We start from the raw sequence: 17,499 nt of genomic DNA, 5'->3' as shown, positions 1-17,499 counted from the left end.
GAAGCTAGTCCCTCCATCCCTCCCGAACACCGCCTTGAGTGGAATAGACTCAACTTTGTATACGCTGACTGAGTCAGACAGGGCGAGCCGATACCGAGGAGGAGTACGCGAACGTGGATGCCGAGCTGACCAACCGGAGCCGGGACGCGATCAACGCGGCCAGCAACCGTGCCGTGACCGGGGGGCACGCCGATCTCACCCCTGCCCACCTGCTCCTCGCTCTGCTCCAGGGGCAGGACAACGCGAACATCACCGATCTGCTCGCCAGTGTCGACGCCGACCAGGCCGCCGTGCGGGCCGGTGCCGAGAAGGCGCTCGGCGGGCTGCCCAGCGTGACCGGATCCACCGTCGCGCCCCCGCAGCCCAACCGTGACCTGCTGTCCGTCATCGCGGACGCGCAGTCACGCGCCGAGGACCTCGGTGACGAATACCTCTCCACCGAGCACCTGCTCATCGGCATCGCCGCCAAGGGCGGACCGGCGGCGGACGTGCTCACACAGCAGGGCGCCACCGCGAAGAAGCTGGTGGACGCCTTCCAGAAGGCCCGAGGAGGGCGCAGGGTGACCACCGCCGACCCCGAGGGGCAGTACAAGGCGCTGGAGAAGTTCGGCACCGACTTCACCGCCGCCGCGCGTGAGGGCAAGCTCGACCCCGTCATCGGCCGGGACCAGGAGATCCGCCGCGTCGTACAGGTGCTCAGCCGCCGTACGAAGAACAACCCCGTCCTCATCGGCGAGCCCGGCGTCGGCAAGACCGCCGTCGTCGAGGGGCTCGCCCAGCGGATCGTCAAAGGGGACGTGCCCGAGTCGCTGAAGAACAAGCGGCTCGTCGCGCTCGACCTCGGGGCGATGGTCGCGGGGGCGAAGTACCGGGGCGAGTTCGAGGAGCGGCTGAAGACCGTCCTCGCGGAGATCAAGAACTCCGACGGCCAGATCATCACCTTCATCGACGAGCTGCACACCGTCGTCGGCGCGGGCGCGGGCGGCGACTCCGCCATGGACGCCGGCAACATGCTCAAGCCCATGCTCGCCCGCGGGGAACTGCGCATGGTCGGCGCCACCACCCTCGACGAGTACCGCGAGCGGATCGAGAAGGACCCCGCCCTGGAGCGCCGCTTCCAGCAGGTGCTGGTCGCCGAGCCGACCGTCGAGGACACCATCGCCATCCTGCGCGGACTCAAGGGCCGCTACGAGGCCCACCACAAGGTCGTGATCGCGGACAGCGCGCTGGTGGCCGCGGCGGCCCTCTCCGACCGCTACATCACCTCCCGCTTCCTGCCCGACAAGGCCATCGACCTCGTCGACGAGGCGGCCTCCCGCCTCCGCATGGAGATCGACTCCTCGCCCGTCGAGATCGACGAACTCCAGCGCGGGGTCGACCGGTTGAAGATGGAGGAGCTCGCGCTGGAGAAGGAGACCGACCCCGCCTCCCGTGAACGCCTGGAGCGACTGCGCCGCGACCTCGCCGACCGGGAGGAGGAGCTGCGCGGCCTCACCGCCCGCTGGGAGAAGGAGAAGGAGTCCCTCAACCGCGTCGGTGAGCTGAAGGAGAAGCTCGACGAACTGCGCGGCACGGCCGAACGCGCCCAGCGCGACGGCGACTTCGACACCGCCAGCAAGCTGCTCTACGGCGAGATCCCCGCCCTGGAACGGGACTTGGAGGCCGCCTCCGAGGCCGAGGAGGAGGCGTCCAAGGACACCATGGTCAAGGAGGAGGTCGGCCCCGACGACATCGCCGACACCGTCGCCGCCTGGACCGGCATCCCGGCGGGCCGCCTCCTGGAGGGCGAGACGCAGAAACTCCTGCGCATGGAGGAGGAGTTGGGCAAGCGGCTCATCGGCCAGAGCGAGGCCGTGCAGGCCGTCTCCGACGCCGTACGGCGCACCCGGGCCGGGATCGCCGACCCGGACCGTCCGACCGGCTCCTTCCTCTTCCTCGGCCCGACCGGCGTCGGCAAGACCGAACTCGCCAAGGCGCTCGCCGACTTCCTCTTCGACGACGAGCGGGCGATGGTCCGCATCGACATGTCGGAGTACGGCGAGAAGCACAGCGTCTCCCGGCTCGTCGGCGCGCCTCCCGGCTATGTCGGCTACGAGGAGGGCGGCCAGCTGACCGAGGCGGTGCGCAGGCGGCCGTACAGCGTGGTGCTCCTCGACGAGGTGGAGAAGGCCCACCCGGAGGTCTTCGACATCCTGCTCCAGGTGCTGGACGACGGGCGGCTGACGGACGGTCAGGGCCGCACCGTCGACTTCCGCAACACGATCCTGGTGCTGACCTCCAACCTGGGCAGCCAGTTCCTCGTCGACCCGATCACCAGCGAGGCGGAGAAGAAGGAGCAGGTCCTGGAGGTCGTGCGGGCCTCCTTCAAGCCGGAGTTCCTCAACCGCCTCGACGACCTGGTCGTCTTCTCGGCCCTGAACAAGGACGAGCTCGGCAGGATCGCCCGCCTCCAGATCGACCGGCTGGCCAAGCGCCTCGCGGAACGCCGGCTCACCCTGGAGATCAGTGACGAGGCCCTGGCCTGGCTCGCCGACGAGGGCAACGACCCGGCCTACGGCGCCCGTCCGCTGCGTCGCCTCGTCCAGACCGCCATCGGCGACCGGCTCGCCAAGGAGATCCTGTCCGGCGAGGTCAAGGACGGCGACACGGTCCGGGTGGACGCCTTCGGGGACGGCCTGATCGTGGGACCGGCCACCGGCAAGACGCTCTGAGCGGCGCGGCGGGGGCTGGTCGGGCGGGGGCTGGTCAGGCCCCCGCCGCTCCTCTCACAGCGTGAACGCCACGAACCGCACCTCGGACCACGTGCGGCTGTCGTGGGTGATGTCGATCTGCACGGAGGCCCGCTCATTGGCGACCGGGCCCGCGGTCAGGCACGCGTCGACCTGGGCGTCGCCGCACTGGGTGGTCCGCAGCTCCGGCCCCTGCGGGAAGCCGGCCGCCACCCAGGCGTCGATCTCGGCGCGCGGCATCCGGAAGCGCGCGGTGTAGCGGGATTCAGGCCCGGCCTCGAGCCCGCACCAGGCGTCGCGCGCCCCCGTCGGCATCTTCGCCCCGCCGAAGGCCAGGGCCTCGGCGCACGAGGTCTTCTTCACGTCCGAGGCGACCGAGTCGTCCGTGAACAACCAGGCGACCAGGAGCGCGATCACAGCCGCCACGACCAGCGTTGGCACGGCCAGGATCGCCAGGAAGACCCCCCATCTTGTTCTGCCCGGAACGTCCTGTTCCGCCACGGTTTCGGTGTCCGTCTGCGTCATGTGTTCCCCCAATGGTCGACGTCAGTTCTACCTGGGCTGTCCGGATCATGTCAGCCCTGGGAGGACAGGGCGGCCGGGGCTTGCCACCCCCCTCCCCGGATGGGGGAGGATGGCGGAATCCGTACGAAGGGAAATTCACGGTGACCATCGACCCGTCCTCGATTCCGAACTTCGGGGGCCAGCCCGAGCCGCAGCAAGGACCGGCGGGCCCCGTCGTCCCGGATCAGGATCTTGTGAAGCAGCTCCTCGACCAGATGGAGCTGAAGTACGTCGTCGACGACGAGGGTGACCTCGCGGCGCCGTGGGAGCAGTTCCGTACGTATTTCATGTTCCGTGGTGAGGGTGACCAGCAGGTCTTCTCGGTGCGGACGTTCTACGACCGGTCCCACAAGATCGACGAGAAGCCGCTGCTGCTGGAGTCCATCGACGACTGGAACCGGCGCACCCTGTGGCCCAAGGTCTACAGCCACACCCACGACGACGGCACCGTCCGTCTGATCGGTGAGGCGCAGATGCTGATCGGCACCGGCGTCAGCCTGGAACACTTCGTCTCCTCGACCGTCAGCTGGGTGCGGGCCGCCATCGAGTTCGACAAGTGGCTCGTCGAGCAGCTCGGCATCGAGGAGGACGTCAACGACGCCGAACAGCCCGAGGGCGACGAGTAGGCGGCAGGACCCACTACAGGGGCGTGTGGGCGATCACGACCAGATACGCCCCGTAGGCGAACGAGAGCCCGGCCAGGGCACCGGCCACCAAGGCCGCGTGCCAGGGCCGGGCTCTCGCCGTCCGCACCAGCGCCCGCGCGAGCGGCAGCAGCAGCGGAAACGCGGGCAGCAGGAAGCGGGGCTTGGAGGCGAAGAACCCCGAGCCGCCGAGCGCGACCAGCAGCAGGACACCGCTGTAGACCAGCAGGGGCAGCGGGGCGCGGTCGGCGATCAGCAGGGCGTACAGGAGTACGGCGGCGGCGACCAGCAGTATCGCCATCGGGAAGACGAGACGGTCGCCCTGCAGCACCAGATGCCGTACGAAACGCAGTGAGCCCCGGCCGAGGTCGAAGCGGGAACCCCACCGGCGCTGCACCTCGAAGTAGCCGCCGAGCAGGTCACCCCTGCGGTGACCGACCCACAGCACGTACCCGGACCAGCCGAGCGGGGCGAGGGCCGCGCCCGTCCACAGCCTGTGGGTAACTTTTCCGCGCCGCCTCACGATCTCGTACGCCGCCGTCACGAGGACCGCCGCCGCGACCGCGAAGCCGTTGGGCCGGGACAGCCCGGCGAGGGCGGCCAGCGTCCCCGCCCACACCCAGCGGCCGGCCAGCACCGCGTACAACGACCAGGCGGCGAAAGCGGTCAGCACCGGTTCCGTGTACGCCAGCGACAGCACCACCGAGTGCGGCAGCAGACCCCACAGGAGGACCACGGCGACGGCCACGGCACGCCCGTGCAGACGCAGGGCCACGGCGTGGATGCCGGCGGCGGCCACCGCGGCAGCCGTCCACGACACCAGCAGACCCGCCGCGCCCCCGCTCAGCGGGGTCAGCGCGGTCACGGCCCGGACGAGGGCCGGGTACAGCGGGAAGAACGCCAGATCGTCGAAGACGAGACCCGGCCGGACATGCACCGTACGGACGTAACCGTGCTCGGCGATCCCCAGGTACCACCGGGAGTCCCAGGACCGCCCGAGCAGCGTGAGCGGCCCGTGCCCGGTGGCCCAGGCGGTCACCGCGAGCACGGCCAGCCCGGTGAGCCGGGCGGCGGCGAAGAGACCGAGCGCCACCACCAGGGGGTACCGGGCGGCGGCGCCGGGCCGCACGAGGGCGGGCGGCGCGAGAGTGCGGGTGCCTGTGTGGGTGCTGACGTGAGTCACATCAGCACATTGCATAAGAAACCAGTCATAAGCGAGCATCGCGCGCCCGGTGTCTGTTCCGTCCTCGACGCCGGTTCTCGTCCGCCTGTGGCCCATCTGGCTTGTCTGGCCCGTCTCAGGCGATGGACACTTCCGCCCACACCGTCTTGCCCAGTGGGCGACGCGGCACCGAACCCCAGCGCACGGCCAGGGTGTCCACCAGGAGCAGCCCCCGGCCCGACTCGCCCTCGGGGATCGACGACGGCGGGGTCGCGGGAGGCCGTTTCGTCGAGGCCGCGTCCGAGACCTCCACGCGGACCAGGCCCGTCGCCGCGTCGAGAGCGACCCGGAGACCGAAGTCGTGCCCCGGGACCCGGCCGTGGGTCAGTACCGGTAGGCCACTGGCGAGGTTTCCGCTGTGCGGTTCCTTTTCCAGTGGCCCCCGGCCCGAACCCGCCGTGCACCGTTTCGGTGCAGCGGGCTCTCCAGTGACTGCTGCGTGATCCTGGTCCGGGTTATGCGTGAATGCCGTCATGGCAGGGAGGGCAGACCACGAGGGTTCTGCGCCGCTTCTTGACCATCAACTGCATCCACGCGTGGTGTTCCTCGGATACCTCCGAGGAAACCCCGGTCTTCGGGCCGGGGAGGAATCGGACTCCTGCGGAGCAGGGCCGGGAGCTGGGGTTCGCCGCCAGGGCGAATCACAGTGCCTTGACCAGTGCATTTATCCCTCACTGGCAAGTGCTCTAGTTTGTGAGCATGACCACGAAGCAGGTGAAGCGGGCGTTCAAGTACCGCTTCTGTCCGACGGATGCGCAGGCGGCTGAGCTGTCGCGCACCTTCGGATGCGTGCGGAAGGTCTACAACTTGGCGCTCGACGCCCGTACCCGGGCGTGGACGCGGCAGGAACGGGTCAACTACAACCAGACGTCCGCGATGCTGACGGCGTGGAAGCAGACCGAGGAACTCGCCTACCTGAACGAGGTGTCGTCGGTTCCGCTCCAGCAGACGCTGCGGCACCTGCAGGTGGCGTTCACCAACTTCTTCGGCAAGCGGGCCAAGTACCCGCGCTTCAAGTCGCGGAAGAAGTCCCGCAGGAGCGCGGAGTACACCACCAGCGGCTTCCGCTTCCGTAATGGCGAGTTGACTCTGGCCAAGATGGCCGAGCCTTTGGACATCGTGTGGTCGAGGCCGCTGCCGGAGGGTGTCACGCCGTCGACGGTGACGGTGTCCCAGGACGCGGCCGGACGCTGGTTCGTGTCGATGCTCTGCGACGACATCATCATCCCGGCCCCGGCCACCACGAATGCGGTGGGCATCGACCTGGGGATCACGTGTCTGGCGACACTGTCCACCGGGGAGAAGATCACCAACCCGAAGCACGAGCGCAAGGACCGGGCCCGCCTCGCCCACGCCCAGCGGGAACTGTCCCGCAAGGCCAAGGGCGACGGCGCCAACCGGGCCAAAGCCCGCCGCAAGGTCGCCCGCGTCCATGCCCGGATCGCCGACCGACGCCGGGACTTCCTCCACAAACTGACCACCCGACTCGTCCGTGAGAACCAAACGGTCGTGATCGAGGACCTGACCGTCCGCAACATGGTCAAAAACCACAGGCTCGCCCGCGCCATCTCCGATGCGGCGTGGAGCGACCTGCGGATGATGCTGGAGTACAAGACTGCCTGGTACGGGCGGGAACTGGTGGTCGTCGACCGCTTCTTCCCCAGCTCGAAACTGTGCGGTGCCTGCGGCACGATCCGGTCGAAGCTGCCGCTCGACGTCCGGGAGTGGACGTGTGAGTGCGGTGCGGTCCATGACCGGGACGTGAACGCGGCGCAGAACCTTTTGGCCGCCGGGCTGGCGGTGTCTGTCTGGGGAGTCGGTGTAAGACCTCAACGGGAGTCCTCCCGGACGGGGCAGTCGGCGGTGAAGCAGAAAACCCCACGGCGCGAGCCGTAGGAATCCCCCTCGTTCACGAAGGGGACGAAGTCAAAGGTGAGTTGAAGGCCGGAGGGCCACCGTCACTGAGTCCGCCGGGCCCTGGCCACCGTCCACGTCCCGGGCCCACCGGACCCCTGTCCGCGAGGTCCCGGCAGGCCGCTGGCCTCCCAAAAGAACCGGGGGAAAGAACTACCCACCCACCCACCCTCCCCGGCCGCACGGCTCGCGTCACTCGTCCGAGTGACCGGCTTGCAGACGCGGGATGGGGGCGGTTACGTTCGCCGCGACAACAGCACACAGACTTCGGCCCCCGGCCGGGATTGCCGTCCCGAACGAGGGCCTGACCGATCGAGAAGGAAACGCTTCCCGATGGCTGACTCGCAGTCTAACGCGCCCTCGCGCGCCCACGCCGGAGCTCCGACGTCCGGGGTGATCCATGTCCGCACCCGTCTCACGGCCGACTTCACGGTGATCTCCAACGCCCTCGCCCAGCGACGCGGCAGCGCGGTCACGGTCGGCGTCGCGGCGTACATCTCCTCCCTGCCCGACAGCACCCGCGTGACCATCCCGGCCCTGTGCGAGCACTTCAGCGAGGGCGAGATCCTGATCTCACGGGCGCTCAGGGAGTTGGAAGCGGCCGGTTACCTGGAGCGCCGCCGCGAGCGGACGTCCACCGGACACGTCCGTACCCGCACGTACTTCTACGACGTCCCCGGCGGCGGTCCGGACACGGACCCGGACACGGACCCGGACGGTCCTCCCGAGCCGCCGAAGCCGCGCAGACCCCGGAAGCAGGGCGCCGCCGCTGCGGTCACACCAGCGTCCGCGCCCGTGGAGGAAACCGTGGCCGCGCCCGCGCCGGCCGAGGCGGAGGCACCCGTCCCGCTCGCCGACGCAGACCCCCGAGCCGTCGCCGTACTCACCGGGCTGCGCCGGGTCGACCCCCGCCTCATCCTGTCCGCGCAGGAAACCGCCCGCCTCGCCCCGGCCGTCACCCGGTGGCTCGCGGCGGGCATTCTGCCCACGCACATCACGGACCACCTCACCGCGAGGTTGCCGGACTGCTTCCTCACCCGCCCGGTCGGCATCCTCGCCTACCGCCTCAAGGAGACTCCCCTGCCGGTACCGGCCAGAGGCGCGGAACTCCCCGCACGTCCGGTGGTCCTGCCCATGCGGAACTGCGAGGGCTGCGACCTGGGATTCCGTTCAGCGAAACCCGGCCGTTGCCGGGGCTGCCTGACCGGGGACCAACTCCGTGCGGCCGGCTGAGCATGTGACGGGAGGGCGTCCGGTGAGTCGTGAGCGTGCGCGCCGAGGGTGACGACGGCCCGGGTCAGCTGACCTTGACCGTCCAGGTCGAGGAGTACGTGTCCGTCAGGTCGGTGGTGGCCGGGCGGTAGACGCGAAGCGTCCACGTTCCCGCGCGCGGGAAGGTGATCTTCGCGGTGGCGCTGCCGCCGGTGGAAAGGGTGGCGCTGGTGAGGGTCACCCACGTGCCGTCCTTCTTGCGGGCCTGGAAGCGCAGGGCGGTCCCCTTGACGTAGGGGGAGCTGTGCGCGGTGAAGGACACCGGCTTGCCGTGGACGGCCTTGGCGGCCGGCCTGCTGACCGTGAGGACGGCCTTGACGTGCGAGGTCAGGGTCTTGCTGGTCGAGGACGCCCACGTCAGGTTCTTCGCGGCGGTGACGGCACGCCAGGCGCCGTTGTGCCTGGCGGTCGTGGTGTACGTCGCCCTGCCGGTGCTGTCCGCGGTGACGGTCGCCTGGGTCTTCCAGACGGTGGTCCCCGCCCGCTTGTACTGGAAACTCACCTTGGCGCCGGACGCGGGCTTCGCGCCGGTCCGGGCCACGGTGGCGGTGAAGGCCGCCTTGTGGCCGTAGGTGCTGGTGGCCGGGCCGGTCAGCGCGGTCGTCGTGGCGGCCAGGACGCGGATCGGCATGGTGCTGACGGTGGTGTCGCCGTACTGGGAGACGATCGTCAGCGTGACGGTGTGCACGCCCGTGGTCGTGGTCTTCCAGGTGCCTGAGGGCCGTGCGGGATAACTGCCGGTGGCGAACGTCGTGCCGTCGACGTCGAGAGTCCAGTGCTCGGCCCGGCTGACACCGTCGGCGGCGGATGTCGTGGCGGCGTACGTACGGCTGCTGCCCGCCACGGGGAAGTCCTGGAAGCCGCCCGTCCAGGTCGGCGTCACGTCGGACACCACGCGGACCGGCAGGTCCACCCGGCCGTGGGCGCCGCGGTTGTCCACCGAGTCAAACGTCAACGTGTGGGTGCCGTAGGGGAGTTGATCGAGGTCGGCGATGAAGCCGTCCGTGTTTCCCTGGTAGGTGTAGGCGCCGACCGGCGTCGTCGTCTGCGCCTTGCCGTCGAGCGACACGGTGGTGCTGACCGGGTAGGCGTAGTTCAGGTTGGACGGGAACGTCTTGTTGAGCGCCGACGGGTAGGCGTAGTTCACGATCACCGGCGTCTCGCCCGGATGGATGACGGTGTCGAGCTTCGGCATGATGGTGAAGCCGTGGTCGACCAGGGCGGCGGCCCGGACCGGGGAACCCGCGCGGCCGTCCTTGTCGTAGGCCACGACGAAGACCTCTCCGGCCCACAGACCGGCCCGAACCGCACTCGTGTCCAGTGTGGTGGTCCATGTCGCGCCGCTTGCCGGGGCGGTCAGGTCGACGGGGGCGGGCCAGGTGCTGTTCGAGCTGAAGTACCGTACGCGCGAGACGCCGTTGGCGCCGGTCGCCGTGGCTCGCAGGGACAACTCGCCGTCCGCGGACAGGCCCACGGGCTCGTGGTTGGTCCAGGCGTCCTCGCCGGGCAGGTCGGGCAGGGTGACGACCGGCCGGTTGTTGTCGACGGTGACGGCGGTGTCGGCTGTGACGGTCCGCGGACGGGGGCTGTCCACCTCGATGTGGACGGAGTTCGCGCCGTCGTTCACCAGCGGCGCGGCCACCCCGTTCGTGGAGCCTCCGAACTGCCGGGTGGCGGCGGTGTCCAGGGTCGCGTGCAGGGTGCAGGAGGGCAGGCACTGTCCCGGGCTCAGAGCGATGGTCTGCTGGACCGTGCCGGTGCCCTGGTACTGGTTGCTGCCGGTGATGCCGACCACGGCGTCGGTCGGCTCGTCGTCCGGGTCCGCGTGCACCGTGAAGGTGACATCCGTCGTGCCGGTGACGGTCTGCCCGGCGCTGACCGTGCCGTCGCCTCCGGCGTCCGAGGACATGCCGTCGAACGTGATCACGGCACCGGTGTCGTCCGCGACAGCGGCCGGCGCGAGTGCGGCGGCGCACAGCACGGCGGTACTCGCGGCAACGGCGAGCGATCTGACAGATCGGGATATACCCACGTCTCTCCTCCTGGGCCTGCCTGCCTCTGGCTCGGCGCCCCCTGTCACCGCGTACGGGTGAGGAGTGGGCGGCGGTGTGGCAGCAGCGTGAAGATCGTGAATGGGCTCCGACCGCGTGTCAAGATCCTCGCCGGTTGTCCCAAGGGGTGGAAGGCCGGTCGGCGGGCTCTGGCCGACGGGCCTGGTGAGGCCGGCGTCGGGGTCGTCGTAGAAGACGGAGTCGGGGACGGCCACGACACCGCGGCGTTCGGGGCGGGCGCGGCAGAAGGCGAAGCCGTCCGTCTCGCCGAGGGGGCGGATGTCGGTGGTGATGACGTACGTGCCCTGGGGCTGGGAGACCTCGACCCGGCTGCGCGCAGGCCGTAAACGAGCAGGTCGCGCTTGCGCTGGTGGGCGGTGCGGAAGTCATCGAGGTACGCATACGCCACGACGAGTCGCACTACCGGTGAAGGCGCGGAGCGCGGACCACTGGCACACGTGGGGGCCGACAGCGGATGCCGTCGTGCCCGGTGCGATTGCACCCCGAGCCTTGTGTGAGATTGCTGAGCTCGGCTGACCTGCGTCTTCACTGTAACGACCCTTTGGGGTCACGTTTCCATCACATTCGACGGAGGGCGGAAAGGGCCCCTTCTTGCGGAGAGCGTCAGGGCGATATTCGCGACTTTTTGGCAGATTCTGGAATGCATGTACCGGTCAAATCGGATGCCATGTCATGTCGCCTTCGTGCAGGCCGAGTTGCCCCGAAGCGGCAAGGTGTCGCATCTGATCTTTCTGTGGTGATTTATCAACCGGTCATGCTGACAGTGGTCTTTGTGAAACTCCCCTACGCCGGACGCCCTTTGCCCGGCATGAACAGGGGAGGGGTCGCTGATGCGACACAAATACAGACCCGGGCGCAAGCACGGGCGCAAGTCGACACACGCAACTGCCGTCACCGCGGCGATGCTGGTTCTGACCCTGGCTGGTGGTGCTCTGTCATCTGTCGGCCAGGCGGCGGCCGACGACACGCCTTCTGACTCCACCGCTTCGGCTGCGACCGAGCAGCGGGACTTCGGTCCGGCGGAGGCCGACGACGAGAGCACGGCCCGTGTGCTGGCCCAGAGCGAGAACCGCCGTATCGAGATCCTTTCGGAGCGTACTGAGACGGGCTCCACCTATGCCAATCCCGACGGCACGCTCACGGCGGAGGCGTTCGCCGCGCAGGTCCGGGTGAAGGAGGACGGCAAGTGGGAGGACATCGACACCACGCTGGCCGACACCGGCGCCGATCTCACGCCCGAGACCGCGGCCGCGGACATCACGGTCTCCGACGGCGGTGACACCGATCTGGCCTCGGTGTCGGACGACGGCAAGAGCTTCGGGCTCGGCTGGGAGGACAAGCTGCCCACCCCCACGGTGGACGGCGACACGGCCTCGTATGCGCTGAGCGCGGGCGAGACGCTCCAGGTGACCGCGCTGCCCCAGGGCTTCTCCCAGAACGTGCTCCTCGACCGGGCCCCGGACAGACCGGTGTCGTACCGAATCCCCCTCGAACTGCACGGGCTTCGCCTCTCCGAGGCTGACTCGGGGCACCTGCTGCTCAAGGACTCCTCCGGTGATCTGGTTGCCGAGGCTCCCGCACCGATGATGTGGGACTCCAGCAAGGACGAGCTGTCCGGCGAGCCGGAGAACCAGGCCCGGGTGGACGCCGACATCGAGACCGCCGCAGATGGGTCGCAGACTCTGATCCTCGCCCCGAACGCGGACTTCCTGGCCGCGGCCACCTACCCGGTGACGGTGGATCCGACCTCCACCCTCGCGGTGACCACGGACACCTGGGTGGCCACCAACTACACCGACTCGCAGATCTCGTCGACCGAGTTGAAGTCGGGGACGTACAACGCGGGTTCCACCAAGGCCCGTTCGTACCTGAAGTTCGACGTCTCGGACTTTGCGGGCAAGCACATCACCGACACCGATCTGGCCCTGTACTCGTACTGGTCCTCCTCGTGCTCGACGTCGGGCGCGGGCACCCAGGTGCGGCGGATCACCTCTTCCTGGTCGTCGTCGAGCGTGACCTGGGCCGACCAGCCTTCGACAACCACCACCGGAGCGGTCACCAACACCGCAGCCAAGGGCTACTCGGACGACTGCCCGGCAGGCACGATGAACTTCGACATCGACGACATCGTCCAGTCCTGGGCCGACGGCAGCGACAACTACGGCATCCAGGTCCGCGGGGCGAGCGAGACCGACTCGCTGACCTGGCGGCGCTTCCGGTCGGCGAACTACGCCTCGGGTGACTCGTCCACCGAGCCGCACCTCACCGTTACCTATAACTCGTACCCGAGCACCGCCCTTCAGTTCTTCCCGCTCAGCGGAATCGTTACTGCCGATGCCACCCCCACCCTTTGGGCCAGGGCGACGGACGCCGACTCCGACCAGCTCCGCTACACCTTCGAGGTCTGGGACAGCGGCCTGACGACCCGTAAGACCACTGGCAACTCCAAGTACGTACTGTCCGGACGGATGGGCACCTGGACCTCGGGCACACTCCCCGCGGGAACGTACAAGTGGCGGGTCAAGGCCTACGACACGACCGACCTCTCGAAGGCGTGGTCGGCCTGGCGCACCCTGACCGTCGATCCGACGGCTCCGGCCGCGCCCGCCGTCACCAGCAGCAGCCACGGCTCGTCGGCCAACTGGTATGCCGCGGACGACTTCACCGGCACGCTCAGCGCCGACGACACCAGCGGCATCAACGGGTACGCGGTCAAGGTCGACAAGAGTCCGGCCACCAGCGCCGGCACCACGGTCACCCAGACCTCCACGGCCGTGTCCGCCACGGACCGGACCGACGGCACCTGGTACGTCCACGCGGCGGCCCGGAACGCGGCCGGACTGTGGTCACCGACCCAGACCTTCCCCTTCAACGTCGATACGACGGCCCCGGGCGCGGCGACCGTCACCTCGTCCACGCACCCGCTGAGCGCATCCACATACGCGAGCCGCACGGCCGCCTTCGCCTGGACCGCACCCAGCGACACCTCGGGTGTGTCCGCGTACGCGGTCACCGTGGACCAGAGCAGCACGACGCTGCCCAGCAGCACCGGCACCACCCAGAGCGCCGCGTCCTACACCACCACGGTGAATGCCGACGGCACCTGGTACCTGCACGTCCGGGCCAGGGACAAGGCGGGCAACTGGTCCGCGTCCGCCGCCCACTACGCCTTCACGGTCGACTCCACCCTGGGCCTGCTGCCGACGGTCACCTCCTCCACCCACCCCGACCAGACGGACGCCTACAAGGCGACCGCCTTCAAGGCGACGTGGACGACCAGCGCCACCGCAAGCGGCTACAGCTACACCGTGGACTCCAGTGCCACCACCGTGCCGGACACCACGGCCGACTCCACGACCGCCGGCTACAGCGGCACCGCCGCACAGGGCACCTGGTACCTGCACGTCCGCGCCGTCAACTCGGCCGGAACCTGGGGACCCGCGGCCCATTACCGCTTCACCGTCGACACCACTGCGCCCGCCGCGCCCACGGTCTCCTCGCCGGACTTCCCCAGCGACGCCTGGGCCGGTGACGGGGGCGATACCGGGACATTCACGCTGACGTCCGCGGACAAGGGGCTGGACACCTTCACCTATGCCCTGGACAGCGGTACGGCCACTACGGTCGCCGCCGCTGCCGCGGCCGCCGCGATCGATCTGACCCCGGCGAGCGAGGGAAGCCACAAGCTGACCGTCACGGCCACCGACAAGGCGGGCAACACCTCCCCCGCGACCGTCTACACCTTCCACGTCGGCGCCGCAGGCCTCACCACACCACTGTCCGGCGAGGAGATCGGCCACTCGGTCACCCTCACCGCGGCCGGACCCGTGGACCTGACCGGGGCCACCTTCCAGTACCGGCGCGGCGACAGCGACAGTTGGTCGGACATTCCGGTGTCCGCCGTCACCCTCGCCTCGGACGGCACCGCCGTCACCTGGCCGGTCGCCATGACCGCTGGTGTCACCCCGGTGCTCACCTGGACCACTGACGCCGTCACCGACGACGGAGGCCTTCAGCTGCGAGTGACCTTCACGGGCGCCAACGCACCGGCGCCCTCCGCGTCCGTCGCCGTTCTGCTGAACCGGGTCGAGGTCACCGACGACGGCACCGACCTCGACAGCCTGGCCTCACCGACTTCCATCGAGTCGTACGCGCTGGAGACGGCCGAGGACCGGGCCGAGGCGTCTCCCGACGCCCTCGCACCGCCCTACCTCGACCAGGACACCGGCAAGATCGTCGCCCCGGTAGCCGACAGCGGCGCGAAGACCGACGCCACCGCGACGATCTCCCTGACCGGTGTGCCGGTCGACGAGGGCGGCGACGACACCACCGTGGACGACGAGGACGAGGCCGCCGACGGCACCACCACGACCGAGGACGACGTGGCCAGTACCGTCACCACCACCGACGCCACCGTGATCCCCACAACAAAGGTCGTCGACCACAGTCAGGCCGAACTCGACTCCATCGCCGACGAGGTCCTGCTGCTCGACGACGACGACCTTCCCGGTGCCTCCGCGCTCGCCAGTGCGGACGTCGACGCCGAAACCAACAAGGTCGTCGTCGAGATCGCCGCGGACAACCCTGAACTCACCGACGGGCTCGGCCGGCGATACGGCACCGACACCGTTACCGTCCGCGTCAATCCCGGAGTCACCCAACTCCAGGAGACCTCGACCCGCTGGACCGACAAGAACCCCTACAAGGGAGGAGCCGGCTACGAGTCCCACTGGGCCGCGGGCGATGCGGCGGGGAAGGTCAACGCATGCACCACCGGCTTCGCCTGGACATACAACGGTAAGCCGTACATCGTCAGCGCCGGGCACTGCACCTACGCCGACGGATACATGGACAGCTGGGACATCACCGGTACCGACGACTCGGTCACCGTCGGCTTCGTCAACGTCGACAACTACGCCAACGGCAGGGGCTCGGTGAAACTCCATGGCCAGAACTACTATTCGGGAGACCTGTCGCTGATCAAGGTCCTCGAGAACAGGTACAACGTGTCCGCACGTATTTACCAGCACGACAGCGTGATGCGGCGGGTGGACAACCGGTTCACCACACGGTCGTCGAAGGGACAGAAGTTCTGCACCGGAGGCGGCCGCTCCAGTGAGGTCTGCGGCTGGAAGGTGACGGAGACCAAGAAGCGGTTCAAGTACGGCAACGGGGACGTGGCGCACAACATGACCGTGGGCCAGAAGAACTCGGGAGCGTGCACGCTCAACGGTGACTCCGGCGGGCCCGTCTACTCCGTGAAGTCCAACGGCCACGTCAACGCGAAGGGCATCATCTCGGGAGGCGGCTGCAAGTCGGTCAGTGATGACGGCGAGTGCAGCGACGCCTGGGACGGCAAATGCACGGTGTTCTTCACGGACATCGCTCTGGCGGAGAAGGCACTCCCGGGAGGGGTAAAGAAGTGGTGAGACGAACGGTGAGGCTGGGAGTCCTCGCGATCGTGTCCGCCGTGGCGTTGACCGCATCGGCGTGCAGCAGCTCCAAGCCGTGCGCCGGCGTCGGCGTCACATCGCAGGTCGGCGTGATGTTCCTCCAGCAGGGCTACACCGACCTCGCGGGCGCCTCCTACGAGCTGTGCGCAGGGGGCAAATGCGTCAAGGACAGGCTCGAACAGGAGGACATCACCCGAGTGAGCCTGCCTCTTCCAGGCGACGTGGATCCTGACCTCGGTACGGTCCGGTTTCGCGTCACCCCGAAGGGAAGCAACAGTCCCGAGATCGACGCTTCCTCCGACGTGAAGCTCACCCGCCAGTCGGACGGCTGTGGGGGTGGCGCCTACAGTCAGGGCCTCGCCTTCACCAAAGAAGCCGGGTTGACCACCAAGATCCCGTCAAGTGTGACGGCTGCCTGGCGCGATCACCTCAAGTCACTGGCCTCACCCTCCGGATCCTCCTGAGACACATGCTCCTCCACAGCCGCGTATGGCTGTGGAGGAGCGTTGATCAGGTTCGGGCGGGAGAAGGGTCGGATGGCGATGACCTCGTCGTCCGGCTCACCCCAGCCGCTTCAATCGGCCTACTGCGTCCGCCAGCACCGATGCCCGCCTGCAGAACGCGAACCGCACGAAGGCTGCGCCTTGCTCGCGGTGGTCGTAGAAGACCGCGTTCGGGATCGCGACCACGCCGGCCTGTTCCGGCAGGGCACGGCAGGGCACGAAGCCGTCCGTCTCGCCGAGGGGGCTGAAGTACGTGCCCGAGGGGGGTGAAGACCTCGAAGCCCGCTTCCTCCAGGCCCGCCGCCAGCAGGTCCCTCTTCGTCCGCATGTCCTCGCGGAACGCCGTGAAGCAGCTGTCGGGCAGGGTGAGCGCCTCCGCCACCGCGTACTGGAACGGCCCCGACGACACGTACGTCAGGAACTGCTTCGCCGACCGCACCACCGAGACGAGGCCGGGCGTCGCCGTGATCCAGGCCACTTCCCGTTCGGGCACTCATCCGCATGAGGGCCCACGGGGCTGCACCTCCGAGTGACAGCGACCTGTTGTGTACACATGGGACACTCGGTACTCTTGGGCGCATGACACAGCCCATGCCCATAGAGTCGATCCGCGATGTCCGGGCACACCTGGCCGAGGTCGTGGAGCGGGCCGACCGGGACGATGTACCTACCGTCATCACCCGGCGCGGCAAGCAGGTCGCCGCCGTGGTGTCCATCGAGGTGCTGCGCAAATACCAGGAGTGGGAAGAGCGCGAGATCAACCGGATCATCGACGAGCGCATGACCAACCCGGCACCTGGCATCCCGATCGAGGACATCATGAGGGAGACGCTGGCGCGCAGTGAGTGAGTACCGCACCGTCTTCCGAGCCGAGGCTCAGGCCGAACTCCGCAAGGTGCCGCGAGACATGGCCCTCCGCATTCTGGCCAAGCTCACCGAGTTGGAGAACGACCCCACTGGGTTCAACACCACGGCCCTCGTCTCCCAGCCCGACCGGCGCCGCCTGCGGGTAGGCGACTACCGCGTGATCTACACGATCGACAACGGCGAGCTGGTGGTGTGGGTCGTACACGTCGGGCATCGCTCCACCGTCTACGACACCTGAGCACTCTGAGACCGAGTCAGA

13 protein-coding genes and 2 pseudogenes are annotated in these 17,499 nt (G+C 68.8%); 8 read left to right on the top strand and 7 right to left on the bottom strand.

The window, feature by feature from the left end:
* The first annotated feature begins 113 nt into the window (after positions 1 to 113).
* Entirely contained in the window at positions 114 to 2,711 is a 2,598-nt protein-coding gene (gene clpB, locus ACFYRX_RS24805) for an ATP-dependent chaperone ClpB (RefSeq protein ID WP_389103538.1), read from the top strand.
* Between the two features lie 54 nt (positions 2,712 to 2,765).
* Here clpB and ACFYRX_RS24800 read toward each other — a convergent pair whose 3' ends face one another.
* On the bottom strand, positions 2,766 to 3,254 hold the full coding sequence (locus ACFYRX_RS24800; RefSeq protein WP_389103536.1) for a hypothetical protein: 489 nt from the start codon (positions 3,252 to 3,254) through the stop codon (positions 2,766 to 2,768).
* Between the two features lie 140 nt (positions 3,255 to 3,394).
* On the opposite strand from ACFYRX_RS24800, the gene ACFYRX_RS24795 reads away from it, so the two are divergent.
* Entirely contained in the window at positions 3,395 to 3,919 is a 525-nt protein-coding gene (locus ACFYRX_RS24795) for a YbjN domain-containing protein (protein ID WP_389103534.1), read from the top strand.
* A 13-nt stretch (positions 3,920 to 3,932) separates the two neighbouring features.
* Here the strand turns inward: ACFYRX_RS24795 and ACFYRX_RS24790 are convergent, their stop codons facing one another.
* From ACFYRX_RS24790 to ACFYRX_RS24780, 3 genes are all read right to left on the bottom strand, one after another.
* Complete coding sequence (locus tag ACFYRX_RS24790) at positions 3,933 to 5,120, bottom strand: hypothetical protein (protein WP_389103531.1); 1,188 nt, start codon at positions 5,118 to 5,120, stop codon at positions 3,933 to 3,935.
* Positions 5,121 to 5,235: 115 nt separating this feature from the next.
* Positions 5,236 to 5,634: an ATP-binding protein gene (locus ACFYRX_RS24785; RefSeq protein WP_389103528.1), complete on the bottom strand. Its 399-nt coding sequence runs from the start codon at positions 5,632 to 5,634 to the stop codon at positions 5,236 to 5,238.
* Complete coding sequence (locus tag ACFYRX_RS24780; RefSeq protein WP_389103703.1) at positions 5,615 to 5,680, bottom strand: hypothetical protein; 66 nt, start codon at positions 5,678 to 5,680, stop codon at positions 5,615 to 5,617. The genes ACFYRX_RS24785 and ACFYRX_RS24780 overlap by 20 nt, the downstream gene beginning before the upstream one ends.
* A 178-nt stretch (positions 5,681 to 5,858) precedes the next feature.
* On the opposite strand from ACFYRX_RS24780, the gene ACFYRX_RS24775 reads away from it, so the two are divergent.
* Positions 5,859 to 7,055 carry an RNA-guided endonuclease InsQ/TnpB family protein gene (locus ACFYRX_RS24775; RefSeq protein WP_389103525.1) on the top strand — a complete coding sequence of 399 codons (1,197 nt, stop codon included), beginning with the start codon at positions 5,859 to 5,861 and terminating at the stop codon, positions 7,053 to 7,055.
* 351 nt (positions 7,056 to 7,406) lie between these two features.
* The gene (locus ACFYRX_RS24770) at positions 7,407 to 8,306 is read left to right on the top strand and encodes a hypothetical protein (protein WP_389103522.1); all 900 of its coding nucleotides are present in this window, start codon (positions 7,407 to 7,409) and stop codon (positions 8,304 to 8,306) included.
* Positions 8,307 to 8,370: 64 nt separating this feature from the next.
* On the opposite strand, the gene ACFYRX_RS24765 is transcribed toward ACFYRX_RS24770, so the two are convergent.
* Positions 8,371 to 10,377, bottom strand: coding sequence for a hypothetical protein (locus tag ACFYRX_RS24765; RefSeq protein WP_389103713.1), 2,007 nt, complete (start codon positions 10,375 to 10,377; stop codon positions 8,371 to 8,373).
* 189 nt (positions 10,378 to 10,566) lie between these two features.
* Positions 10,567 to 10,763: pseudogene (locus ACFYRX_RS24760) on the bottom strand (aminotransferase); the annotation flags it as partial.
* Between the two features lie 484 nt (positions 10,764 to 11,247).
* Here ACFYRX_RS24760 and ACFYRX_RS24755 point away from each other — a divergent pair.
* Together ACFYRX_RS24755 and ACFYRX_RS24750 are read left to right on the top strand one after the other, a co-directional pair.
* On the top strand, positions 11,248 to 15,846 hold the full coding sequence (locus ACFYRX_RS24755) for a DNRLRE domain-containing protein (protein WP_389103520.1): 4,599 nt from the start codon (positions 11,248 to 11,250) through the stop codon (positions 15,844 to 15,846).
* Positions 15,843 to 16,334, top strand: coding sequence for a hypothetical protein (locus tag ACFYRX_RS24750; RefSeq protein ID WP_389103517.1), 492 nt, complete (start codon positions 15,843 to 15,845; stop codon positions 16,332 to 16,334). The genes ACFYRX_RS24755 and ACFYRX_RS24750 overlap by 4 nt, the downstream gene beginning before the upstream one ends.
* A gap of 96 nt (positions 16,335 to 16,430) precedes the next feature.
* Here ACFYRX_RS24750 and ACFYRX_RS24745 read toward each other — a convergent pair.
* Positions 16,431 to 16,854, bottom strand: a pseudogene (locus ACFYRX_RS24745) (aminotransferase class I/II-fold pyridoxal phosphate-dependent enzyme); the annotation flags it as partial.
* Positions 16,855 to 16,952: 98 nt separating this feature from the next.
* On the opposite strand from ACFYRX_RS24745, the gene ACFYRX_RS24740 reads away from it, so the two are divergent.
* Together ACFYRX_RS24740 and ACFYRX_RS24735 are read left to right on the top strand one after the other, a co-directional pair.
* The gene (locus ACFYRX_RS24740) at positions 16,953 to 17,222 is read left to right on the top strand and encodes a type II toxin-antitoxin system Phd/YefM family antitoxin (protein ID WP_005483715.1); all 270 of its coding nucleotides are present in this window, start codon (positions 16,953 to 16,955) and stop codon (positions 17,220 to 17,222) included.
* Positions 17,215 to 17,478 carry a type II toxin-antitoxin system RelE/ParE family toxin gene (locus ACFYRX_RS24735; RefSeq protein WP_389103516.1) on the top strand — a complete coding sequence of 88 codons (264 nt, stop codon included), beginning with the start codon at positions 17,215 to 17,217 and terminating at the stop codon, positions 17,476 to 17,478. Before ACFYRX_RS24740 ends, ACFYRX_RS24735 begins: the two co-directional genes overlap by 8 nt.
* Positions 17,479 to 17,499: the final 21 nt, after the last annotated feature.

Source organism: Streptomyces sp. NPDC005374 (assembly GCF_042872225.1).
Classification (GTDB): Bacteria; Actinomycetota; Actinomycetes; order Streptomycetales; family Streptomycetaceae; genus Streptomyces.
Note: the sequence above shows the minus strand (reverse complement) of the source record. Positions and strands in the feature narration are given on the sequence as shown.

What these genes read in the sequence shown, in the direction of transcription:
- ACFYRX_RS24775 (WP_389103525.1), top strand. Translation starts at nt 5,859, where the DNA reads ATGACCACGAAGCAGGTGAAGCGGGCGTTCAAGTACCGCTTCTGTCCG.
- ACFYRX_RS24755 (WP_389103520.1), top strand. Translation starts at nt 11,248, where the DNA reads ATGCGACACAAATACAGACCCGGGCGCAAGCACGGGCGCAAGTCGACA.
- ACFYRX_RS24785 (WP_389103528.1), bottom strand. Translation starts at nt 5,634, where the DNA reads ATGACGGCATTCACGCATAACCCGGACCAGGATCACGCAGCAGTCACT.
- ACFYRX_RS24800 (WP_389103536.1), bottom strand. Translation starts at nt 3,254, where the DNA reads ATGACGCAGACGGACACCGAAACCGTGGCGGAACAGGACGTTCCGGGC.
- ACFYRX_RS24770 (WP_389103522.1), top strand. Translation starts at nt 7,407, where the DNA reads ATGGCTGACTCGCAGTCTAACGCGCCCTCGCGCGCCCACGCCGGAGCT.
- ACFYRX_RS24740 (WP_005483715.1), top strand. Translation starts at nt 16,953, where the DNA reads ATGACACAGCCCATGCCCATAGAGTCGATCCGCGATGTCCGGGCACAC.